This is a genomic window from Marinobacter maritimus (assembly GCF_007671675.1).
Classification (GTDB): Bacteria; Pseudomonadota; Gammaproteobacteria; order Pseudomonadales; family Oleiphilaceae; genus Marinobacter; species Marinobacter maritimus.
This window is the reverse complement of the sequence record NZ_VCGW01000002.1, coordinates 194984-218433: the sequence shown is the minus strand read 5'-3', so window position 1 is coordinate 218433 and position 23450 is coordinate 194984. Positions and strand designations below refer to the sequence as shown.

Here is a 23450-nt window from a genome sequence, read left to right as displayed (position 1 = left end):
ACCAGGACCGTCTAGTACCCTGCCCTACCCCAGCACCTTTATTACCAAGGTTCGCTTTTGTTTAAAGGCGGATGTAATTGTAGTGGTCAACTAATCCCGGACAGTATTTTGAGGTTTTCCTCAGCTGCAACGGGCGGAATGCCATCATTGAATGTGTGAGGTCGCTGCCGGTTGTAATAGTCCATTAGATAGCCACCAACATCTTTTTTGGCCTCAGGTAGATTCCGATATCCCAGGGCCGGTATCCATTCAGATTTCAGGCTCCGGAACAGCCTCTCTATCGGTGCGTTGACGCTCCTATGTCACCACACCACGCCTGATTCGGCCGGTTTACCGTAAACTCACGAGCCAGATGGTTCGGGACATCCGGTCGCTCAACGGTCGCCTGCTTGTAGGCGTGAGGGCCCGGCTGCTTACAGATCAGCCCCAGCTCACTCATCAATCGTCGAACCTTGAAGCGGCCGACGACAACGCCTTCCTCGCTGAGCAGACCATTTCAACAGGCATTCGCTCACTCAACTGGTCTATCAGCACGTACGATTCATGTCGTCCGACATCAAGAGAGCGGTGCTTTTTTAGTATGTCTTTCTCCTGTTCAAGACGCTTGCAGCGGGCTTCCAGCTCCTGAATACGGCGCTGCTCCGGGGTTAACGCCTTGCCCTTCGGAGTGACACCGTCACGCTCCTCGGTCAGTTGGTTAACCCAGCGCCGGATAGCGCTTTCACCAATTCCCAGGGACACGCTCGCCTGGGGAATCGTGTAACCTTGATCCAGCACCAAGCTGGCTGCTTCCTGTTTGAACTCAGGAGAAAAAGAACGTCGCTTTCTGGTCATCAGACACCTCGTTTATGGTGGCGATCTTACCACCTACGTTGGTGTCCGGAATCATTGAACCACTACACCTGCCCGGGGGTTCAATCCCGCCCCTCGCCCACGATGGCTGGCTCAAGAGTCTGCCTTTAAGAATGCCTCTATAGAAAATGTGTGCGAACACTCATCACCCAGTGCACGCAAAGATTCTGCAAGTCTCAACAAATATTCAGAATTAAGGCCGCTAGGGCCAACGGCTGAAGCAATCTGACGGGCTATATCCGCTTCCGGAGCATGGCCAAGGAACGCTTCATTGTCCTCTGTGGCAATGTAAACCAACCCCTCGCCATGACTGCCGTTATTGAACGTCAGGGTTGTGGTGAATCGCAGGTAGCCATTCTTCTCCCGCACATCCAAATACTCAAACACTATCGGTGACACCCGGAAAGCCATGCCTTTGCATATGGCTCCGGGCTGTTCAATAAGCGTAACCACACGGCCCGGAGCTTCCGGCGTACCGCGGTGATCGTGAGATCCCTGCCAGAACCGACGTGCCCAGCCGTGGATTGAAGCGGGGCGTTGTTCCAGAAACGGGAAATCCACTTTGTAAATCAGCGAGCCATAACCGAACAGCCAGATCGATTCTATGCCGGAGAAGTCCTGCCGGTTTCGGTTGCGCTCTATGGTGTCGTTGGACATCGCGCCTCCTTAGGCTCCTATCAGACCCGTACTGGAGATAAAGCCGGTAATGCCTGTCAGAACAATTTCTGCGGCCATGGCCGAGAGTACCAGGCCGCTGATTTTAGAGAGAATGTTGAGGCCAGTTTTACCCAGGGCCTTTTCCAGATACCCGGACAGATGCAGCAAGATACCCAGGATCAGCAGACCGGAAAGTAGCCCAAACAGGCCCCCGGCGACTTCCGGTACATTCTTGAGCTCAGCGCCGTATACCAGAATGGCACCGATGGTGGCGGGACCAATCATCACCGGAACCGCCAGTGGCACCACAGCGATGTCGTCGCGATCTTCCTCCGGCAGGCCAGTGGCGTGGTTGCGGGTGCCGCTAGTGACCAGGCTGATGGCGGTCAGGAACAGCAGAGTGCCGGCACCAATGCGAAAGGAATCCAGAGTAATACCAATGGCACTGAACAGCACCGGCCCACCAAAGAACAATATTACGCCCATAACGGAGGCCGCGATGCATGCCCGGCGAATAATCGAGACTTTTTCGGCCGCAGGCAGCCCACGGGTCAACGCGATAAACATGGATACCGCAAAGAAAGGGGCCAGCAGAAACAGAAAGCGGATCGTACTACTGATATACGTACTGAAAAACATCTCGAACATCGAAAAAAGTCCTGGCGGGTGCAAAAACGCGAAGCATAGCGCCTTATCCGGATGCCTGCCGTACGCAACAGAACGTATGGCAGGCAAAGTCTTGAACTTGCACTAGGATGTAGGTAGCTCACATTTGTTTCAGGGGTCCAAACAGAGGGCGTTTGCATCATGAAGATTGGTATTCCGAAAGAGATATTTACAGACGAGCGACGGGTTGCAGCAACACCGCCATCGGTACACAAGCTGATTGCTTTGGGCTACGAAGTCGCGGTTGAGTCCGGTGCGGGCGAAGCGGCGCATTACCGCGATGAAGCCTATGAAGCCGTTGGTGCGACCATTGCCGCCGATGCCCACTCGTTGTGGAGCGGCGCGGATTTCATTCTGAAGGTTCGCGCTCCCATGGAGAACCCGGCGCTGGGCAAGCATGAAGCCGATCTGATGAAAGAGGGTGGCTTTCTCATCAGTTATATCTGGCCTGCTCAGAACTCTGAACTTCTGAGTAAACTTGCGGCCCGAAAAATCACCACATTCGCCATCGACAGCCTGCCCCGGATCAGCCGCGCCCAGAAAATGGATGCACTGAGCGCCATGGCCAACATCGCCGGATACCGCGCTGTGGTGGAGGCGGCCAATCACTTCGGGCGCTTTTTCACCGGCCAGATAACGGCAGCAGGCAAGGTGCCGCCAGCCAAGGTAATGGTTATCGGGGCTGGTGTAGCAGGGCTTGCGGCGGTGGGCGCAGCTAACAGCCTGGGAGCTATCGTGCGGGCGTTTGATACCCGGCTGGAAGTGAAGGAACAGATTGAAAGCATGGGTGCCGAATTTTTGCAGCTGGATTTTGGTGAGGAAGAAGGCAGCGGCACAGGCGGTTACGCCAAGCAGATGAGCGATGAGTTCATCAAGGCAGAAATGGCGCTGTTTGCCGAGCAGGCCAAAGAAGTCGACATCATCATCACCACCGCTCTGATTCCCGGCAAGCCGGCGCCCAAGCTGATCACTGCCGAGATGGTGAAATCCATGAAGCCCGGCAGTGTGATAGTCGATCTGGCATCAGAACGCGGCGGTAACTGCGAACTCACCGAGCCGGGCAAAATTGTCGAGCAGCACGACGTCACGTTGATTGGCTACACGGATCTGCCCAGTCGCATGGCCAAAGTGGCCAGTGATCTCTACGCCACCAACCTTTTCCACCTGATGACTGAACTGACGCCAGAGAAAGACGGCCAGCCCCAGGTGAATATGGACGACGACGTGATTCGGGGTCTTACCGTTGTGCTGGATCAGGATGTGACCTGGCCACCGCCACAACCGCAGACACCAACGAGCCCCAAACCCGCGCCGGGCACTGAGGAGCCGTCAGCAGAACAGAAAGCGGCCGCGCACAAGGAGTCTCAGCGCCGCAGCCTGATTGGCAAGGGTGCTGTATTGATTGTCACCCTTGCTGCGCTGTATGGCGTTGGCGCTCACGCACCGGAGAGCTTTCTCAGGCACTTTACGGTGTTTGTGCTGGCCTGCTTCATTGGCTGGCAGGTTGTCTGGAACGTAACCGCCTCCCTGCACACACCCCTGATGAGTGTAACCAACGCCATCAGCGGCATTATCGTGATTGGTGCCATGTTGCACCTGGCCCAGGCAGAAAACGTCGCGGTCGGAATCATGGCGTTTGTGGCGGTGCTGATTGCCAGCATCAACGTAGGGGGTGGCTTCCGGGTTACCCATCGCATGCTCAAAATGTTCCGCAGATAGGAGGCGACCACCATGAGTACAGGACTCGTCAGTGTGGCCTACGTGGTCGCCAGTGTATTGTTTATTCTCAGCCTCGGAGGCTTGAGCCATCAGGAATCGGCGCGCCGGGGCAACCTTTACGGGGTAGCCGGCATTCTCATTGCGCTGGTGGCGACCATGGCCAGTGTCAGTGACAGCGGGCTCATCGCCATCGTGATCTCGGTGTTGGCTGGCGCCAGTATCGGCATTGTCATCGCCAACAAGGTGGAAATGACCCAGATGCCGCAACTGGTTGCGCTGCTGCACAGCTTTGTGGGTCTGGCGGCTGTGTTGGTGGGCTTTTCCGGCTACATAGACCCGTTGATTCACACCACAGGTGCCGAGCACACCATCAAGTTGGTGGAAGTGTTTGTGGGCATCTTTATCGGCGCCGTGACCTTCACTGGCTCATTGGTGGCCTGCGGCAAGCTGGATGGCCGTATCGACAGCAAAGCCCTCACCTTGCCAGGCCGACACCTGATGAACCTCGCTGCAATCGCGGTATCGGTGCTACTTGGTGCCTGGTTCCTGGGTACCGACAGTATGGCGTTGGGCATACTTGCCCTGGTGCTGATGACTGTAATAGCCGCCGTTTTGGGGGTTCATCTGATCATGGCCATTGGCGGTGCCGACATGCCGGTGGTGGTGTCCATGCTCAACAGCTATTCCGGATGGGCCGCAGCGTCCATAGGCTTCATGCTGGGCAATGACCTGCTGATCGTAACCGGCGCGCTGGTGGGCAGCAGCGGTGCCATTCTAAGCTACATCATGTGCAAGGCCATGAACCGGTCATTTATCAGCGTTATCCTTGGCGGTTTTGGCCAGACCAGCAGCAACTCTGCCGCAGCGGGCTCTGACGATCAGATGGCCGTGGAGATCAGTGCAGACGAGGTGTGCGAGGAACTGCGCAATGCCGATTCAGTGATTATCGTGCCGGGTTACGGCATGGCCGTGGCTCAGGCCCAGAGCGGGGTCAGTGATATGACCAAACTGCTGAGAGAGCGCGGCGTGAATGTGCGTTTTGGCATTCACCCGGTTGCCGGCCGCCTACCCGGCCACATGAACGTGTTGTTGGCAGAGGCCCATGTGCCCTACGACATAGTGCTGGAAATGGACGAAATCAACGCGGACTTCCCGGCGACAGACGTGGTGCTGGTTATCGGCGCCAACGACACGGTGAACCCCGCCGCAGCAGAAGACCCGGGCAGCCCGATCGCCGGCATGCCAGTGCTTGAAGTCTGGAAGGCACGGCAGGTGGTCATTCTCAAACGGGGTATGGCCACAGGCTATTCCGGGGTGGAAAACCCTCTGTTCTTCAAGGACAACGCCCGCATGCTGTTCGGAGATGCCAAAGACAGCATCGACAAGCTGGTGAGCGGGCTGAGAAACTAAGCCAAATAAACCCTGATATATGCGGTACCCGGATCTTCCGGATACCGCATCAACAGAATCGTTACTCGGTGGTGTTGTAAACGTAGGACGACACCGTGCCGTCGGGATTGAAGCGTACAACCAGATCCGTGGTTTCCGCATCACCGAAGGCTGACCAACGGTATTTGCCGTAGGTCCAGGTGCGTTTCCCGTCTTCAACACCGGTGCGCCAGGGCTCACCAAACATTTCCTGAATGTCCGCCCGGGTGGTTTCATTCACCGTAATCTGATCGATATTGTGCGTGGAAAAGTCTTTGCCTACGGTGGCACAACCGGCAAACGCCAGCAGGCTCGCAAGCATCAAAACTGAAAGACTGTTCTTCAAAGACATTGCCTTCCCTCCTGTAAACTTCTAGCCATAAAAAAACACCCCCATCATACGCTCAGGCAATGGGGGTGTGCTGTTACAGAGAGGAAATATTCTGTCCGGGTTCAGTACAGTTTGGCTAGGGATTTGCGGGCAAAGTCGTCCACTTCACCAAGCCGTCCTTCCTTCACCTTTGTGAGCCACTCCGGATCCTGCAGCAGCGCCCGACCGACAGCAATCAATTCGAACTCATGATTGTTCATGCGCTCTGCCAGTTCGTCGATACCCGACTGCTCAACCGACTCTTGCTTACTGGCCATGGTGCCGCTGATGAAATCTTCGGTCAGTCCAACGCTGCCAACAGACATGGCGGGCTTGCCGGACAGCTTCTGCGTCCAGCCTGCCAGATTAAGGTTGGAACCTTCAAACTCCGGCTCCCAGAAACGGCGGGTTGAGGCATGGAAAATATCCACGCCTGCTTCAACCAGCGGCTTGAGGAACTGTTCGAGTTCTTCCGGGCTATTTACCAACCTGGCATCGTAATCCTGCTGCTTCCATTGGGAAAAGCGCAGCATGATCGGGAAATCAGGCCCCACCTGGTGACGAACCGCTGACACAATCTCTACGACAAAGCGCAGGCGGTTTTCCATGCTACCGCCATACTCGTCATCCCGCTGGTTCGTGCCTTCCCAGAGAAACTGGTCCAACAGATAACCGTGGGCGCCATGAATCTCTACGCCGTCAAACCCGAGCGCTTTGGCATCCTGCGCGGCATCGGCAAACGCAGTGACTACGTCCTCGATGTCCCCTTTGCTCATTGCCTTGCCATTAGGCTTGCCAGGCGCAAACAGGCCAGACGGGCTATAGCCGGGAACAGACGGATCGGGGTCAGTGCCTTCCTTGCGCACGGAACCGACATGCCAAAGCTGCGGGAAGATTGCACCACCGGCTTCGTGCACTGCATCTACCACCTTTTTCCAGCCTGAGAGCGCCTCGTCACCGTGAAAGGCGGGCACATTCGGGTAGCCGTTGGCACCGGGATGATTCACTGTCGTGCCCTCGGTAATGACAAGGCCCACACCGGCCTCTGCGCGCCGCCGATAGTAGGCGACCACGTTCTCACCGGGAACACCCTTAGGTGAGAAGTTACGGGTCATGGGCGCCATAGCAACCCGGTTGCGAAGCGTGAGGTTGTGAATTTCGAATGGCTCAAACATGGGGCCAAGATTCATGGTCATCAGTAACTACTCCCTGAAAAGAATCGATGTTAGCGATTGATGTTGATTACAGCGACTCGGTAGCCTTGATAGCTACCTCACTAATCTGGTCTCTTAACGCAACTCTATTTAATCTGGTTTTAAGATGCAACCTTATTCTGTACACTTCATCTCATGGCCAGAAAACGTTTTGATGACTCCAATTGCTCCGTCGCCCGCGCCCTGAATCAGGTGGGGGACTGGTGGTCGCTGCTTATAGTGCTGCACGCCATGTACGGCACCAGGCGTTTTGTGGATTTTCAGCAGGAGCTGGGTATCGCCAAGAACATCCTGTGCGACCGTCTTGCCCGCCTCGTGGACAACGGGGTGCTGAAAAAAGTGGAAGTTGGCGAGCACGGGTCCCGCTTCGAGTACCGGCTTACCGAAAAAGGCCGGGATCTGTTCCCGGTGGTTATTGCCCTGCGCCAGTGGGGAGACAAGTGGAACCCTGCACCGGATGAGTCACCACTGGATTTGCGCGATCGGGCAACCGGGCAACCTGTCCAGACCGTTCAGGTACTAAACGCGAAAGGTGAAACCATCACGGTACGAGACGTGTTTGTGCCTGGCGTCGACTTGCCCGGCAGCAAAAAAAGCCCCGCGTGACAATCCGAAAAAATACACTGCTCACCAATTTCTTGAGTTGCGTCAATCCGTCGCGCTAACTCAAATCATCCATTCGCGATTATTGCGCTATATCAAGTTCCCTATCTCTGAGGCCTTTAATCTGGGCGCAACAACGATTCAGGTTAAGGAGATAGATATGTCCCGTACGTTCAAACTCAGTGTTATCGCAGCCGCCGTTATGGCCGTTGCACCCGCCGCTCAGGCTTTCGAAGCCGGTGATTTCATTCTGCGCGCAGGTGCTGTGCACGTGGCGCCGGATGATTCAAGCGATGCAATCACTGTTGGCGGCTTACCCGCACTCGGAACCGATGCTCGTGTCGCAGTGGATTCCAATACTCAGCTCGGTATTCGCGCAACTTATATGTTTACAAGCAATATCGGTCTGGGCCTGTTGGGGGCGACTCCGTTCAAACACAACATCAGCGGGGCCGGGGATCTTGAAGCAGCGGGCAAGCTTGCTGAAACCAAGCACCTGCCACCAACCCTGACACTGCAATATTTCCCGATGCACAGTTCGTCCGCACTACAGCCTTTCGTAGGCGTGGGTGTGAACTACACTAACTTCTTTGAAGAAAAGACTACTGGCGCTCTATCCGGCCTGGATATCGAACTGGATGACAGCGTAGGCGTTGCTGCTGAAATCGGGCTGGACTATATGCTTAGTGAAAACTTCGGTTTGAACGCAGCTGTGTGGTGGGCAGACATTGATACCACGGCAAAAGTTGAAACTCTGGACGAATTCGACGTCGAGATCGACCCCATGGTCTACATGGTAGGTTTCACCTACAAGTTCTGATTCCCGAAAACGACAATGCGGAGCCGAAGCTCCGCATTGTTTAATCAGTTGCCTGTTGCCTGAAAGGCTTCAAACACTCTTTATGAAGTCTGGCTCTGGGCAGAACGTCCACGCTGACCATTGCCACTCTGGCTACGACCCCCGCTACGCCCGCCGGGCTTATCGCCAAAGCTGCGGGGTTTACCTGCCGGCCGACCGTTACCACCGCTGCGATTGCGAGCCTTGCTCGGATCCGCCTTGGCTTTCGGTTTGAGCGCCACATTGTTCTTGGGCTCAAAACCTTCCATTTCCTTGCGCGGCAGCTGCTTCTTGATCAGCTTCTCGATACCTACCAGCATCTTGAGTTCATCGGCACTTACCAATGACAACGCGTGGCCACTTTCACCAGCGCGGCCGGTCCGGCCGATGCGGTGCACATAGTCTTCCGGCACGTTAGGCAACTCAAAGTTAACCACTTGCGGTAGCTGTTTGATATCCAGACCACGGGCTGCGATATCAGTGGCAACCAGTACGCGCACCTGGCCCTGCTTGAAGTCTGCCAGAGCGCGTGTGCGGGCGCCCTGGGATTTATTGCCGTGTATGGCCGCTGCCGTGATGCCGTCTTTTTCCAACTTCTGGGTCAGGCGGTTGGCGCCGTGCTTGGTGCGGGTAAATACCAGCACCTGTTCCCAGCTGTTATCACGAACCAGCTTACTCAACAGCGCAGTTTTCTGGCTCTGATCAACAGCGTACACAGACTGTTTTACCGTCTCAGCGGTGGTGTTTCTGACCGCCACATCGATTTGTACCGGGTTATTCAACAGTCCTTGAGCTAGCGCACGAATCTCACCGGAGAAAGTCGCCGAGAACAGCAGGTTCTGACGCTTGGCTGGCAAGAGCGCAAGAATCTTCTTGATGTCACGGATAAAGCCCATATCCAGCATGCGGTCGGCTTCGTCCAGCACCAGGATTTCCACTTCATTGAACTTCACAGCGTTCTGCTGATACAGATCCATCAAGCGGCCAGGTGTGGCAACCAGCACATCCAGGCCTTTGCGCAGCTTCATCATCTGCGGGTTGATTTTTACACCACCAAAAACCACAGCGGCCTTGGTGGGAACATATTTGCTGTAAAGATTTACGCTGTCGTGAACCTGCGCGGCCAGTTCCCGTGTGGGCGCCAGGATAAGTACGCGGGGGCCCTTACCTGTGCGAGGCTTATCCGCCAGGCGCTGCAGCAATGGCAGTGTAAAGCCCGCAGTCTTGCCTGTGCCCGTCTGGGCTGCAGCCATAACATCCTTACCGGAAAGTACGGCAGGAATGGCCTGGAGCTGAATGGGAGACGGGGTATCGTAACCCTGGTCGGCGGTGGCACGGACCAGCTGCTCGGAAAGACCGAGTGAAGAAAAACTCATATAGGATTAACTCTTGATTGTTCTGCCTCCACGAACACCGTTCTCGGCGAATGTGGGCAGATGCCATGAAGATTCATGGAATAAAAGACGACTACAGTCACGCGCCGGTAATCGGGGTGACGTCCTCTGACAGGTCGTATGGATGGTTCGCAAAAAGGCTCAAAGCCTGGAACTGCGGAATCCCTAGAGGCAGGATGCGGCAAACCTTAACAGAGGCTTGCGGAATTAGCCATAGGGGATTGTAGCCTTATACCCTCACCGCCGTGACACCCGCGGCAAGCAGGCTGGCAGCAATCAGCCCGACAAGGGACAGCCGGAGATTCCAGCGGAATGAGGCATCCATGGCTGCATAGCCCGTCAAACGCTCCATAATAAGCGCATTGGCGGCAAACGGCGTACCGAAAGCGGTAAGCCCCCACCCCGTTACCATGCCAATACCCAAGCCAAGCAGCGCCCTTTCCGGCCAGATGGCTCCGAGAATGCCCCCTGCAAGGGTACCAACTACAATGGGGTTAATGCCGGCCAGGCCGGCCGCAAAGAAAACCCAGGGTACACAGGCTGCGATCACAGGCCAAAGCCAGTTGGGCAACGTCGGATCCCCACTGATCTGCCCCAACACTGCCCCGCTGATAACCGAGCCAAGAAACGCAGACCCGCCCACAATCGCCAACTCATTGCTGACGCTGGACATATTAACCAGGGGTGGGTTTGTTTTACGTATCCAGGCCAATAACCTCGCGCCAATCACCGCAACCATACAACTGAGCGTAACCGCATGGGCATAACTGAGCTGATACCGCTGACTGAACAGGAACACGCCAGCGCAGATAGCCAGGATGAGAGTGCCAAATCGTAACCAGGGCGCCACGCCAGCTTTGTTCACGGGGGCATCCATTTGCTGAACGCTTTCTGACTCACGCCAGATCAGCCCGCAAAGAACGAGCGCGGCCGAGAACGGAACGGTAAATAACAACAAATCAAGGCTGCCGAGGCCAGGCAAAAGCGTAAGTGTCAGCACCACAGAAATCGATAGCGGAGAAAACGTAGGCGATACACCAAAGCCTCTTAAAACCGCACGGGCCGCGTTACGAGTAGCTGGCGAGTCTCCGTTGCTGCGAACTCGCTCACCCACCAGGCTGCCGACGATGGCCACAGAACCGAAATTCAGAGGTATGGAAACAACCGAGGTACCGAATGCAAGACTCAGGTATCGAACGACTGGGTTGCCTCCGAACAGGCTGATGGAAATTTGTTGTAAGTCACTGGTGCGACCAAGCACGGAGGACAAGATCATCACCGCCAGTACCAGCCCCGCAAGACGGCTCATATTCCCCGCCGCCGCGCCGATCAGGCCAGGATCACGCCCCAAAGCGAACACCAGCGCCAGTCCCGCCACGAGAAAAACGGCCTTGGGTACACGACGCATGTCCTGCCACCCCAAAACGACAGCCAGGCTGACCGCCCCGGCGCCAAGACCTGCCATACCGGGAAGCAACGCAAGAATGGCGGCTATGAGGGCGATATAGGCTAAAGCGGAACGTATCGGCTGCAAGGATGCACTTCCTAAACGGCAAAACCAGGGGAGCTAAGGGCTCAGTGCACTACCGGGTATCCGCAACCATGGCGATACCCGTAGCTTGCTTGTGGCTTTATTTGTCTGAAGGTTGCGCTGTCAACGGGTTGCGGCGCTGGAGAATTTCGCAAGGGCACCGCTCACTTTTTCCAACACAGCGTCACAGCCTTCAATGGAATGCCTGGTTTTCAGATATTCTGGGTCGTTGTAACCCAGCCAGACCTGACCACCTTCATCCTCCCATATCAGAGCTTTCTGGGGCAGATCCACTGCGACACTCTGCGCGCACTGCATCAAGGGTGTTCCCACTTTCGGGTTACCAAAAATCACCACCTCGGTCGGTCGCAGTTCCAAACCTGCTGACTCGGCGCCGGCGGCATGATTGATCCTGTTCATGATTTTCATGCCATTTTCACTCAAAACCGCTTCAAGCTTGTCGGCGGTAGCCGCTACGCTGTGGTTACTTTTCACCACAACCAAGCCATCTGCGGCTTGGGTCACGCCCCAGCACAGCAATAAAATGAGAGGTAAAATAATAATCCTGAAGACGTTCATTGGGGGGGTTCCTTTTGGCGACGTACAAACTTCATACTAGACCAATCAGACCCTATCAAGCGATCCGGATAATCAATCGGGGAGTATAATTTCATCTAACTACGTGTTAATACGTAGGCCTCCCGCGTTTCGCCTTTAAAAAGGGTCGCTAACAGACAACAAGGAGCTCAGCCCCACCGTGGGGCTGAACACAGCTATGTTTATACGAATTCTGTCGTGTCTTTTCTTACTCGCGTTGGGTATCTCCAGCCAGATTCACGCCCAGGAGCAGCCTCTGAAAATAGGCATCACCAAGGTTCCACCGTTTGTCATGCAAACAGACGATGGTCGCTGGGAGGGAATCAGCATCGACCTCTGGGAAGATATTGCTGCAGGCATGGAGCGGGAGTTTGAATGGGTCCCCCTGAGCTTCAATGAGCTGCTCGGGGCCGTAGAGAGCGGTGATATCGACGTGGCGGTCGGTGCTTTGACCATGACGGCCGACCGCGAAGCCCGTTTCGATTTCAGCCACCCTTTCTATCAGACAGGCCTGTCTATTGCTGTTCCTCCCGTGCCGGAAACGAGTCTACTAAGCAGCCTTAAGGCGCTAATAAGCTGGAAGTTTCTCAGCGTGGTACTCGCCCTGGGCGCCCTGTTGTTGGGCGTCGGTTTTCTACTTTGGCTGGTTGAGCGACGCCGTAACCCGGAGCAATTCGGGGGGTCAACTGCAGAGGGTATTGGCTCAAGCTTCTGGTGGGCGGCGGTCACCATGACAACGGTGGGCTACGGTGACAAGGCACCGGTATCACTTGCAGGCCGGCTGATCGGCCTGGTCTGGATGTTCGCAGGTTTGATCATGGTGGCAAGCTTTACCGCAGCCATTACCTCTTCATTGACCGTAAGCAACCTGCGTTCGGGCATTCAGGGCGCGGATGATCTGCCCGGCAAAGTGGTGGCCACCATTGCCAATACCGCCAGCCAGCGTTATCTGGAGGAACAACGGGTTCGCTACCAGACTTACCCGGATCTCACGTCCGCCATGGTGTCAGTAGCCAAAGGCGAAACCGATGCCATCGTGTATGACCGCGCACTGATGCAGTATCGGAACCTGCAGCTGGGCCAACAAAAGCTGACGGTCCTCCCGGGGGTGTTTGCAGAGCAGCTTTACGCACTGGCGCTGCCGGATGACAGCCCGCTTCGGGGGCCAATATCCCAGCAGGTTCTCCGGGTAACAGAAGGCGAAAGCTGGGAAGGCATCCGGGCGGCTTATCTCGGCAAGAAATAACTCGTTGCAAGACACAGAAAAGACTGCTTCCTGCAATTACTCAGCCACCAAACAGTGCCGAGCGCAGGGGCCGGAAAAACCCACGGGATTCGCCCTTCCGGTTTGCGGTCAGCCTGCCATCAAACTCGATGTAGCCGTCTTCAATTGAGTCAAACCGCAGAGTTTTTACATCCTCCAGGTAATTTTGAGAAGATTTCCACGGGCCGTGTGTGCCTTGGCGCGGAAGACGATCAGCAGCGCGCTTGATGTAACCGGCGTCCAGTGAGCCCATTACGGTATCCTCACCCAGACTGTTCCCGGTATCTCTGGCCACGGCCACGCGAATCCCGCGCCGATCCATGTGGTTAATCAGGCGGCACAGGTACTCACTGGCGATATCCACTTTCAGGGTCCAGGAAATATTGGTGTAACCAAAGATCATCCCCGCATTTGGTACGCCTTCAACCATCAGACTCTTGTAGACAACCTTGTCTTTCAGAACGACGTCCTCGCCGTCTACCTTCGGCTTGATCCCACCGAGCATCTGAATATCCAGGCCAGTGGCCGGAATGATGATGTCAGCATCCAGGTGCTCACCAGACTTCAGTTGAATACCGGTCTCGGTGAAACGCTCAATATGATCGGTCGCAATCGACGCCCGGCCCGCTTTCATTGCTTTGAACAGGTCGCCATCTTTTACCACACACAGACGCTGATCCCAGGGATTATAGTCTGGCGTGAAATGACGCATGTTGGTCTGGTCATCCACCTGACGTTTGATAATGCTCAGGAACAAGCGGCGCATAGCTTTCGGGCTTTTGCGGGAGCGCTGATACAGAAACCGGGAAATCGAGATGTTGCGAGCCCGGGTCAGCCGATAAGCAGCTCTGGCGGGCAATGCCTTCTGCAGGGTGAGTGCCATTTTGTCCGTTGAGGGCAGCGGCATCAGGTAGGTCGGTGAGCGCTGCAACATGGTCACATGGCCCGCTTTCTCGGCCATGGTTGGCACCAGTGTAATCGCCGTTGCACCGCTGCCGATAACCACCACCTTCTTGCTGGCGTAATCCAGGGATTCGGGCCAATGCTGCGGATGAACGATCTGGCCTTTGAAATCCGCCTCACCGGGAAAATCCGGTTTATAGCCCTGGTCATAGTTGTAGTAGCCGGTACACCCGATCAGAAAGCTCGCGGTATAGGCTTCCGTCTCGCCAGTCGCCTCATTCACCGCAGTCAGTTTCCAGCATTTATCCAGGCTGGACCAGTCAGCGGTTTGCACCGAAAGACCATAGCGAATATGCCGCTCAACATCATGTTCTTTTGCAGTTTCACTGACGTAATTTTTAATGGAAGCGCCGTCCGCCAGCACCTTGCCACCTGTCCAGGGGCGGAAATTGTAGCCGAAGGTAAACATGTCGGAATCCGAGCGAATGCCAGGATAGCGGAACAAGTCCCAGGTGCCTCCGAGTGACTGGCGCCGCTCCAGAATGGTGAAAGATTTGCCCGGGCACTTTTGCTTCAGATGGCAGGCCATGCCGATGCCGGACACCCCGGCTCCAATGATCAAAACGTCAAAATGCTGTTCGCTCATAACCAATCTCTCAATTTCACTGTCGTTATTCTGGTAACGCGTTGGAAATCAAGATAGCGCAGCCGGGTATCCGGCGAAATTGGCCTGCACGTTCTCAGGTCGCGGTTGTTTGGGCCAGTCTGCGGACAGCATTGGCCAGTTCCCTGACCAGCTGCCCTGCCAGCGCAAGCATCGACAAAGAGGCACAGTGTAGAAACCATGCCCGCCCGATCAGTCGTGGTGGCCGATGGGACCTTCAGTAAACAGGAACTCGCGCAAGTGCTTGTCCATCACAGGATCCTTGCGGCGAATCCATTCCAGCACCATGGCTGCGTGTTCCTTTTCTTCATCGCGGTTGTGTTCAAGAATCGCTTTCAATTCAGGATCCTTGCAGGCATCCACTCGCTGGTTGTACCAGTCCACCGCTTCAAATTCTTCCATCAGAGAACTGACCGCGCGATGCATTTCGCGGGTTTCATCCGTCAGTTCGCCTACCGGTTCGTGGTAACTGTCGTTCGCCATAACGGGTTCCTTATTTTCAGGTCAGTGAGGTATCGTTTTATCACAATGATACGCTTTGACAATAACCGAAAAACAGCCGCTGAAACACCCGGCGTCCATTTGAGCAACTTCGCTTCCTGTGGCAAAGTCAGATGCCAAAACAGCCCGGGTAGCCACTCCATGAAAACCGTTTTTTCACCTCTGCACAGTCGTCGCTCCGTCAAAACCGAACTGGATGGCGGTGTTCTGATTGAGCCCCATGAGAAGCCCTCCCGTGCAGAGACCATTCTGGCGCGAGTAAAATCCCAGGTTCTTGGTGAAGTGCTCGAGCCGGAAGAGTTTGGCCTTGATCCGGTCAGAAGGGTGCACAACGCAGATTATGTAGCGTTTCTGCAACACTGTTGGGCTGACTGGGTGGCTGAAGGCAAGCCCGGCGAAGCTATCCCCGCTGTGTGGTGTGGCCGTGGCATGCGGCCCCGTGTACCCAAAGATATTGACGGCCGGCTTGGTTATTACAGTTTTGCGGCCGAAACCTCGATCTCTGATGGCACATGGGAAGCCGTGTGTGCCTCTGCCAACGTTGCACTGTCCGCTCAGAAGCTCGTCGCCAATGGCGAGCGCGCCGCCTTTGCCCTGTGCCGGCCGCCTGGCCACCACGCCCACGCCGACCTGTTTGGCGGTTACTGTTTTTTCAACAACGCCGCTATCACCGCGCAGGCGTTTCGAGATCAGGGCTACCAACGGGTTGCAATTCTGGATGTGGACTTCCACCACGGTAACGGCACCCAGGCCATCTTCTATGATCGCAGCGATGTACTGACCATCAGCCTGCACGGCGATCCCGACCTGGTTTTCCCACACTTCCTCGGGTTTGAAGATGAAACCGGAGAAGGCGAAGGTGACGACTATAACCTCAACATTGTTTATCCTCCGGGAACACCCTACAGCGTTTGGTGCCGGGGGCTCGAAACCGCCTGCGAGCGCATTGCGGCCTTTCAGCCGGACGCGTTAGTCATCGCTCTGGGTGTGGATACCTTTGAAGAAGATCCGATCTCGTTCTTTAAACTGAAATCGGCAGACTACGTGTCTCTGGGTAAACGAATTGAACAGCTGGGGCTGCCCACAGTATTCACTATGGAAGGCGGGTACGATGTGGACGCCATTGGCGTGAATGTTGTAAACGTGCTCAAGAGCTTCGAAGGCCAATGATTAACCGGGGCTGGCCGGGATGCGGTTCAGCCCTTGAAACCCTTGCCAACGATATAGACTTCCCGGGAGCGAGAGCGGGAAGAGTCCGGCTTTCGCGTCACAACTTTATCGAACACGGCTCTGACGGCTTTCAGATACTCATCGTAACCTTCACCCTGAAACACCTTGGCCACAAAGCTGCCTTTGGGTTTGAGCACCTGGCTGGCCATATCCAGCGCCAACTCTACCAGATACATCGAAGATGCCTGGTCGGAAACCGTCACCCCGCTGATATTCGGAGCCATATCGGAAATCACCACATCCACCTGGCCATCGCCCAGAGTTGTCATGATTTCTTCAAACACCGAATTTTCAGTAAAGTCACCCTGAATGAACTCCACACCGGCAATGGCATCCATGGGCAGTATGTCAGAAGCCAGCACCCTGCCCTTATGGCCCACCAGATTAACCGCCACTTGCGACCAGCCACCCGGAGCAGAGCCGAGATCCATTACCACCATGTTGGGGTGAATCAGCCGGTCCTTCTTGTTGATTTCAAGAAGTTTGTAGCTGGCCCGTGAGCGATAGCCGTCGACCTGCGCCTGTTTCACGAAGGGGTCGTTCACGTGCTCTTCAAGCCAACGGTTACTGCTTTTGGATCGGGCCATAGGGGCTCTTAAAAAGGGTCGTCAAAAAGGGGCAATCAAGGCTTCATTGTACGTGTCGCGCGCCCTTCCGGCAAAACCCTGACATCCGGGCCGGGCGCACGTACAATTGCCGCAACATTTTCCGATTTCTTTATACCCGGCAACCAGCCCGCCATCGGCGGCCAGAGCCGCGCAGGACTGATTATGATCCGCCTTACCGAACTGGCGCTGCCGCTGGAGCATCCCGAAAGTGCCTTGAGAGCCGCTATTATCGAGCGTCTGGGCATTGCCGACGCCGATCTGGCGGAGTTCACCGTGTTCAAGCGCAGCTACGATGCCCGCAAGAAAAACACCGAGATCAAGTTCGTTTACATTGTTGATCTGAAGGCGCGCAACGAAGACGCCATTCTGGCCCGCTTTGAAAAAGATCAGCACGTGCGGCCGGCACCGGATACCGCTTATTACCCGGTCGCACAGGCACCCGCTGGCCTCACCGAACGCCCGGTGGTGATCGGGTTCGGCCCGTGTGGCCTGTTTGCCGCCCTGATTCTGGCCCAAATGGGGTTCCGGCCCATTGTGCTGGAGCGCGGCACTGACGTACGCCGTCGCACCAAGGACACCTGGGCCTTGTGGCGGAAAAAGCAGCTGTCACCGGAATCCAACGTGCAGTTTGGTGAAGGCGGTGCGGGCCTGTTCTCGGACGGCAAGCTTTACAGCCAGATCAAAGATCCGAAGTTCTACGGCCGCCAAGTGATGCGTGAATTTATCCGTGCCGGTGCCGCCGAAGAAATTATGTATGTCAGCAAACCCCACATCGGCACCTTCAGGCTGACCGGCGTGGTAGCCACCATGCGTGAGGAAATTATCCGCCTCGGTGGCGAGATCCGCTTTGAAAGCAAGGTCACTAACCTGCGCACCCGCAATGGCCGCGTTGAAGGCGTAGAGTTGGCCAGCGGCGAGCGCCTGGATAGCCGGTATGTGATTCTGGCGCTCGGTCACAGCGCGCGCGATACCTTTCGCATGCTCCAGCGCAACGATGTGTTTATTGAAGCCAAACCCTTTGCCATCGGCTTTCGTATCGAGCACCCGCAATCGCTTATCGACAACGCTCGCCTGGGCAAATACGCCGGACACCCCGCCTTGGGCGCAGCGGACTACAAACTGGTGTACCACGCGAGCAACGGGCGCGCAGTCTACAGTTTCTGCATGTGCCCGGGAGGCACGGTGGTGGCTGCGACCTCCGAACCCGAGCGGGTTGTCACCAACGGCATGAGCCAGTATTCCCGCAATGAGCGCAACGCCAATGCCGGCATTGTAGTGGCCGTGCATCCCGAAGAAGACTTTCCAGGCGGCCCGCTGGCCGGAGTGGAATTTCAGGAGGCCCTGGAGTCCCTGGCCTATACGCTCGGCGGCAGTGATTACTGCGCGCCTGCCCAGCTGGTGGGAGATTTCATCAAACGCAAACCCTCCACCGAGTTGGGCGACGTCGAGCCGTCCTACAAGCCCGGCATCAAACTGGGGGACCTGGCGCCTTCCCTGCCGGCGTATGCCATCGAAGCCATTCGCGAGGCATTGCCGGCTTTCGGCAAGCAGATCCGGGGCTTTGACCGGAAGGACGCCATCCTGACCGGCATCGAAACCCGCACGTCCTCACCGGTGCGCATCACCCGCGATCGCACCAGTCTGCAAAGCCTGAATACTCGCGGCCTTTATCCGGCAGGCGAAGGCGCAGGCTATGCCGGTGGCATTCTTTCGGCCGGCGTAGACGGCATCAAGGTGGCCGAAGCACTGGCCCTGGCCATGCTGGAAGATCTGGACACGAACAGCGGAGCCCCATCGTGAAGCTGGAGGACATCAAAAAACTGCACCAGAAAAAATACCGTCAGGCGTTGGGCCACTATCTGGTTGAAGGCGAACACCTGGTGCTGGAACTGCAGAAAGCTGCGATGCGCCAGCCCGAGCTGAACGCGGCCGAGCTGTATGTAACCGGTGCGTATGAGCATTGGCCAAGCTCGTTCAGAACCCATCATGTCAACGAGCGCCAGATGGCTCTGCTCGCCGATACCCAAACGCCCCAGGGGATTCTCGCCGTAGTGCCCATGCCGGACAAAGACATTGAGCCTGCATCGAAACCCGGCGAAAAAGCGGTTTACCTGCATGAGGTTCAGGACCCTGGCAACCTCGGAACAATTTTACGCACTCTGGCCTGGTTTGGCGGTTTTCGCTGCCTGCTAAGCCCCGGCAGTGTAGACCCATACAACCCGAAAGTGGTGCGCGCCAGCATGGGCGCTATCTTCCACGTACCGCTGGAAACAGAGGTGCCCTTGGGCAGCTTGAGCAGCCGTTACCACTCGGTTGCCTGTCTGGACCTGAACGGGGACAAACTCACAGCAGAATCATTCCACCAGCACGACTGCTACCTGTTTGGTAACGAAGCCCGCGGCGTTCCGCCGGAAGCACTGGCCCAGCTGGGCGCAACGCCTTACACCATCCCGGGCAAAGGCGAAATCGAGTCACTTAATTTGGCTTCCGCAGTCAACATGTGTGCTTATGAGCTGTTTCGGGGCGGCTGACCGGCAAGCATGATGCATTTCGGCAATCACCGTGGTCGTTATCGCCATTGCCTGTAGCTTGCTAATCAGCGATGATCCGGGGTCTGTTCCCTAACTGGATAGACAACAACAATGGAACACTACCTCCAGCCAACTGAATTTTTTGACTACAACCAGCCCGAACTGAAAGCCTGGATTGCGGCCCGGCTGGAGGGCGTACCCGAAAATAAGGTAGAGCAGGCGAAGGCCCTGTATCTGGCAGCCCGGGACAACGTGAGCTACAACCCCTACGTTTTCCGCCCCGAACCCGAAACCTTCAGCGCCAGCTATGCGCTCAAAACCGGCGAAAGCTACTGCATTCCAAAAGCTGTATTGCTTGGCGCAGCGGCAAGATCAATTGGTATACCCAGCCGCTTGGGTCTCGCCGATGTGCGCAATCACCTCTCAAGCCCAAAGCTGATCGAATGGCTGCGCTCGGACATTTTCCGCATGCATGGGTTTATCGAGCTTTATCTCAACGGCCGCTGGGTGAAGGCCACCCCTGCTTTCAACAAGCAGCTGTGCGAACTAATGAACGTAGAGCCACTGGAGTTCGACGGTGTGAACGACTCCATTTTTCAGGAATACACCGAGGCAGGGGAAGCACACATGGAATACGTGAACGATCATGGGGTTTTCCACGACGTCCCCCACGATTTTATTTTATCTGGAATACGGAACGCTTATTCTCATTTGTTCCCCGAATCGGGCGATGAGCCCGCACGGGCACCGACCGATAGCTTGGAAGCTGATCTAGAGTAAGCCGCAACGAGAGCATTGGTGAACCCGTCCATCAGGTCATCGGCGCTTTGCCGGGCGCCAGGTTCCCCAACATCAACCACGCGGCTGAAACGACGAAAATCCACGTTTCGCCAGTGTTCCGGCTCCATAATCTTCTCTACGATGTCGACGTTATCGATGGTGGCAGGTTTAAGCTGGTAGCTGAGTACCGGAGGGGATGTATCGTCCGAAAAGTCGAACCCATGGTGATAATCGTGCAGCAACAGGAGGGCCAGCCCGCCACCCATAAAATGGCGACCAAGACTGACAGCCAACTCACCGCTCCGGATCGCCTCAAGAGCCTCGGGCTCCCAATCCACACCACCGACCAGAACATCTTCACCGGGACGTTTTCCCGCCTGCTTCGCCGCGTCAATAGCACCCAGCGCCATGCCGTCACTGGCACTCCAGATTGCCGCAACCTGCGGATAGCGCTTTAGCAATACACGCGTTTTTGTCTTTGCCAATTTACGGCTCCATTCTGCATCCACCAGCTGCAAGATATAGCTTCGATTGGCACTAGCAGCGTCTACAAGCCCCTGCTGCCGGTCCTTGGCGGCAGACGAATCCAGTGTTCCCGAGAGCGCGACGAGCGGCAGCGACTGCCCTGGCCCGGCCAAGCCCAAACGTTGTGCCTGCTGCTCAAGAATGGTTGTTAGCGTGCGGCCGGCACCAACGTTGTCAGGTGCCAAATGCCCAATCCAGTTCGGAAGCGTTTCTCTTGGCCCCCCGACGGAGGCCTTGGTAGCAGCCGGAACTCCCGTATCGATCGTGAACACCTTGACGCCCATCTCATTCGCGTATGTGAGCATCCGGGTAGATACCTGCTCCTTGAACATGAACACAAGGTAATCCGGTTTGTTTTCACGTCCGAGCACGTCTTCGGCGATACGAAGATAGCTGTACCGGTGGCTGTCATGGTCGAACAGGACCTCAAGATTCAGATCCAGGTCGGCTGCCACTTCCACCATGAACTCCGAAACCAGGTACCAGAAACGGGAGTCATCCGGCGACAAAAACACAACACTGGGGCCCGGGTTGGCCTGGGCCACCCGTACCATATGGAAAAAGCCCATTAAGAGAAACAGAAAAAAAATCAGCAGCAGGGCTAGGCGATGCACCATATAAACACTCACCCTCCATGCAGTCCTGCAACGATATCAAATAGATGCGCCTAAATTACCGAGCAGCGCAAGCCCACGCAAGCAGCAAATCCGAATGAATGCCTCATTTCACAAACTCTGTTGAGGAAAGAAGGAAGCGCCTATACCAGAAAAGGGCGCAGGATCTCTCCAGCACCCTTTCAGCTTTGCTCTGTAGCGCTCTCGCTTTAATCCACAGAATTGCGAATCAGGAAGTCAAACGCACTCAGTGCGGCTTTCGAGCCTTCGCCCATGGAAATCACAATCTGCTTGTAAGGCACCGTGGTGGCGTCGCCGGCCGCAAAAACTCCCGGAATTGAGGTTTCGTTACGGTCGTTAATGATGATTTCACCGTGCTGGCTCAGCTCGATATCGCCTTTCAACCATTCAGTGTTGGGCACCAGACCGATCTGAATAAACACGCCTTCCAGAGCCACATGGTGGTTTTCACCGGTGTTGCGGTCTGTGTAGTTCAGGCCATTCACCCTTCCGTTTTCACCAACCACTTCAGTGGTTTGGCCAGACGTAATAATGTCCACATTGTTGAGGCTGCGCAGCTTTTTCTGCAGCACATCGTCTGCGCGCAATTCAGCTCCAAACTCGATTAACGTCACATGGCCCACAATGCCTGCCAGGTCGATCGCCGCTTCTACACCGGAGTTACCGCCGCCAATCACCGCAACATGCTTGCCCTTGAACAACGGGCCGTCACAGTGCGGGCAGTAAGCCACGCCTTTGTTGCGGTATTCATCTTCGCCTGGAACACCCAGAGGGCGCCAGCGAGCGCCAGTGGAAAGCACAACCGTACGGGCCTTGAGCGACGCACCGTTCGCCAGGCGAATCTCATGGGGCATTCCGCGCTTGGTAGCCGGAATCAGCTTTTCTGCGTGTTGCATGTTCATGATGTCCACGTCGTATTCTTTAACGTGTTGTTCCATGGCTGCAACCAGCTTCGGGCCCTCGGTGTAGGGCACAGAAATCAGGTTTTCGATACTCATGGTATCCGCTACCTGCCCGCCGAAACGATCAGCTGCCAAGCCAGTGGAAATGCCTTTACGAGCTGCGTAAATAGCCGCTGCGGAGCCAGCCGGACCGCCACCGATCACCAAAACCTCAAAGGTATCTTTCTGGTTGATCCTCTCGGCCTCTTTCTCGTCGGATTTGGTATCCAGCCTGGCCACAATTTCTTCCAGGGTCATACGGCCCTGCCCCCAAGGCTCACCATTCAGGTAAACGCTGGGTACAGACATGATTTCGCGCTTTTCCACTTCGTCCTGGAACAGGGCTCCGTCTATCGCCGTGTGACGCACGCCCGGGTTCAGAACGCTCATCAGGTTCAGAGCCTGGACCACGTCAGGACAGTTCTGGCATGAAAGCGAGAAGTAGGTCTCAAACTCGAAGTTGCCGTCCAACTGCTGAATTTGCTCGATTACGTCCTGCGACGCCTTGGATGGATGGCCGCCCACTTGAAGCAAGGCCAGAACCAGAGACGTAAACTCATGGCCCATGGGAATGCCCGCGAAGCGAACACCCATGTCAGTGCCCACGCGGTTTATAGCAAAAGACGGGCGACGCACGTCCGTCGATTCTTCCGTGCGCAGACTGATCTTCTCGGACATCGGCTCGATTTCTTCCAGAAGCTGTCTCAGCTCCTGGGACTTATCACCGTCATCATAGGCAGCAACTATCTCAATTGGCTGCTGCAATTTTTCCATGTAGGCTTTCAGTTGCTGCTTGATATTGGCATCCAACATGTAACGATTCCCCTGTAAGACTCTTTAAACCGACAGTCTGAATTTCTGGATTCAAAATGATCTTTGATTCGGATATGTTCAAAAGATACGGGTTGGCAAAAAAATGCTCAAATTAATTGATTCAAACCAATTGATAGCAAACCGCTATAGACCGATCACTTACCTCGCCTGTAAATGAACAAATAG

At 55.7% G+C, this 23450-nt stretch carries 21 protein-coding genes and 1 pseudogene; 9 read left to right on the top strand and 13 right to left on the bottom strand.

Translation table 11 applies throughout. From position 1 onward, the window contains the following. Positions 1-86 precede the first annotated feature (86 nt). From FFI90_RS08110 to FFI90_RS08100, 3 genes and pseudogenes are all read right to left on the bottom strand, one after another. Positions 87-834, bottom strand: a pseudogene (locus FFI90_RS08110) (transposase). Positions 835-945: 111 nt separating this feature from the next. Beyond that, positions 946-1509 (bottom strand): gamma-glutamylcyclotransferase, encoded by a 564-nt coding sequence (locus FFI90_RS08105; RefSeq protein ID WP_144777458.1) that lies wholly within the window; start codon positions 1507-1509, stop codon positions 946-948. A gap of 9 nt (positions 1510-1518) precedes the next feature. Beyond that, on the bottom strand, positions 1519-2157 hold the full coding sequence (locus FFI90_RS08100) for a MarC family protein (RefSeq protein ID WP_144777456.1): 639 nt from the start codon (positions 2155-2157) through the stop codon (positions 1519-1521). Between the two features lie 159 nt (positions 2158-2316). Between FFI90_RS08100 and FFI90_RS08095 the strand changes: the two genes are divergently transcribed. Together FFI90_RS08095 and pntB are read left to right on the top strand one after the other, a co-directional pair. Further along, on the top strand, positions 2317-3894 hold the full coding sequence (locus tag FFI90_RS08095; protein WP_144777454.1) for a Re/Si-specific NAD(P)(+) transhydrogenase subunit alpha: 1578 nt from the start codon (positions 2317-2319) through the stop codon (positions 3892-3894). Between the two features lie 12 nt (positions 3895-3906). Further along, a complete protein-coding gene (gene pntB, locus FFI90_RS08090; RefSeq protein WP_144777452.1) occupies positions 3907-5304 on the top strand; it encodes a Re/Si-specific NAD(P)(+) transhydrogenase subunit beta in 1398 nt (465 codons plus the stop codon). Between the two features lie 61 nt (positions 5305-5365). On the opposite strand, the gene bamE is transcribed toward pntB, so the two are convergent. After that, positions 5366-5674 carry an outer membrane protein assembly factor BamE domain-containing protein gene (gene bamE / locus FFI90_RS08085; protein WP_144777450.1) on the bottom strand — a complete coding sequence of 103 codons (309 nt, stop codon included), beginning with the start codon at positions 5672-5674 and terminating at the stop codon, positions 5366-5368. 101 nt (positions 5675-5775) lie between these two features. Beyond that, a complete protein-coding gene (locus FFI90_RS08080; protein WP_144777448.1) occupies positions 5776-6888 on the bottom strand; it encodes an NADH:flavin oxidoreductase in 1113 nt (370 codons plus the stop codon). Between the two features lie 153 nt (positions 6889-7041). On the opposite strand from FFI90_RS08080, the gene FFI90_RS08075 reads away from it, so the two are divergent. Continuing rightward, complete coding sequence (locus FFI90_RS08075) at positions 7042-7512, top strand: winged helix-turn-helix transcriptional regulator (protein ID WP_144777447.1); 471 nt, start codon at positions 7042-7044, stop codon at positions 7510-7512. Between the two features lie 157 nt (positions 7513-7669). Beyond that, on the top strand, positions 7670-8329 hold the full coding sequence (locus tag FFI90_RS08070; protein WP_144777445.1) for an OmpW/AlkL family protein: 660 nt from the start codon (positions 7670-7672) through the stop codon (positions 8327-8329). 80 nt (positions 8330-8409) lie between these two features. Here the strand turns inward: FFI90_RS08070 and FFI90_RS08065 are convergent, their stop codons facing one another. The 3 genes from FFI90_RS08065 to FFI90_RS08055 all read right to left on the bottom strand — a co-directional run bounded on the left by FFI90_RS08065 (position 8410) and on the right by FFI90_RS08055 (position 11851). Beyond that, complete coding sequence (locus FFI90_RS08065; RefSeq protein WP_144777443.1) at positions 8410-9723, bottom strand: DEAD/DEAH box helicase; 1314 nt, start codon at positions 9721-9723, stop codon at positions 8410-8412. A 247-nt stretch (positions 9724-9970) separates the two neighbouring features. Further along, complete coding sequence (locus tag FFI90_RS08060; protein ID WP_144777441.1) at positions 9971-11275, bottom strand: hypothetical protein; 1305 nt, start codon at positions 11273-11275, stop codon at positions 9971-9973. A gap of 120 nt (positions 11276-11395) precedes the next feature. Then, positions 11396-11851 (bottom strand): DUF302 domain-containing protein, encoded by a 456-nt coding sequence (locus tag FFI90_RS08055; protein ID WP_144777439.1) that lies wholly within the window; start codon positions 11849-11851, stop codon positions 11396-11398. Positions 11852-12029: 178 nt separating this feature from the next. On the opposite strand from FFI90_RS08055, the gene FFI90_RS08050 reads away from it, so the two are divergent. Next, a complete protein-coding gene (locus FFI90_RS08050; protein ID WP_246123439.1) occupies positions 12030-13115 on the top strand; it encodes a transporter substrate-binding domain-containing protein in 1086 nt (361 codons plus the stop codon). Positions 13116-13155: 40 nt separating this feature from the next. Here FFI90_RS08050 and FFI90_RS08045 read toward each other — a convergent pair whose 3' ends face one another. Continuing rightward, positions 13156-14682 (bottom strand): flavin-containing monooxygenase, encoded by a 1527-nt coding sequence (locus tag FFI90_RS08045; protein WP_144777437.1) that lies wholly within the window; start codon positions 14680-14682, stop codon positions 13156-13158. A gap of 210 nt (positions 14683-14892) precedes the next feature. Next, positions 14893-15183, bottom strand: a complete 291-nt coding sequence (locus tag FFI90_RS08040) for an encapsulin-associated ferritin-like protein (protein WP_144777435.1) — start codon at positions 15181-15183, stop codon at positions 14893-14895. Between the two features lie 159 nt (positions 15184-15342). On the opposite strand from FFI90_RS08040, the gene FFI90_RS08035 reads away from it, so the two are divergent. After that, positions 15343-16371 (top strand): histone deacetylase family protein, encoded by a 1029-nt coding sequence (locus FFI90_RS08035; RefSeq protein WP_144777434.1) that lies wholly within the window; start codon positions 15343-15345, stop codon positions 16369-16371. Between the two features lie 26 nt (positions 16372-16397). On the opposite strand, the gene rlmE is transcribed toward FFI90_RS08035, so the two are convergent. Further along, positions 16398-17018 carry a 23S rRNA (uridine(2552)-2'-O)-methyltransferase RlmE gene (gene rlmE, locus FFI90_RS08030; protein ID WP_144777433.1) on the bottom strand — a complete coding sequence of 207 codons (621 nt, stop codon included), beginning with the start codon at positions 17016-17018 and terminating at the stop codon, positions 16398-16400. Positions 17019-17201: 183 nt separating this feature from the next. On the opposite strand from rlmE, the gene FFI90_RS08025 reads away from it, so the two are divergent. The 3 genes from FFI90_RS08025 to FFI90_RS08015 all read left to right on the top strand — a co-directional run bounded on the left by FFI90_RS08025 (position 17202) and on the right by FFI90_RS08015 (position 20350). Then, a complete protein-coding gene (locus tag FFI90_RS08025) occupies positions 17202-18839 on the top strand; it encodes an NAD(P)/FAD-dependent oxidoreductase (RefSeq protein WP_144777432.1) in 1638 nt (545 codons plus the stop codon). Beyond that, on the top strand, positions 18836-19570 hold the full coding sequence (locus tag FFI90_RS08020; protein WP_144777431.1) for a TrmH family RNA methyltransferase: 735 nt from the start codon (positions 18836-18838) through the stop codon (positions 19568-19570). Before FFI90_RS08025 ends, FFI90_RS08020 begins: the two co-directional genes overlap by 4 nt. Positions 19571-19681: 111 nt before the next feature. Then, a complete protein-coding gene (locus tag FFI90_RS08015; protein WP_144777429.1) occupies positions 19682-20350 on the top strand; it encodes a transglutaminase-like domain-containing protein in 669 nt (222 codons plus the stop codon). Here the strand turns inward: FFI90_RS08015 and FFI90_RS08010 are convergent. Both FFI90_RS08010 and ahpF read right to left on the bottom strand, forming a co-directional pair. Continuing rightward, a complete protein-coding gene (locus tag FFI90_RS08010) occupies positions 20278-21492 on the bottom strand; it encodes an ABC transporter substrate-binding protein (protein ID WP_246123437.1) in 1215 nt (404 codons plus the stop codon). The two genes, FFI90_RS08015 and FFI90_RS08010, sit on opposite strands and share 73 nt — an antisense overlap. Positions 21493-21698: 206 nt before the next feature. Beyond that, complete coding sequence (gene ahpF / locus FFI90_RS08005; RefSeq protein ID WP_144777427.1) at positions 21699-23264, bottom strand: alkyl hydroperoxide reductase subunit F; 1566 nt, start codon at positions 23262-23264, stop codon at positions 21699-21701. Positions 23265-23450: the final 186 nt, after the last annotated feature.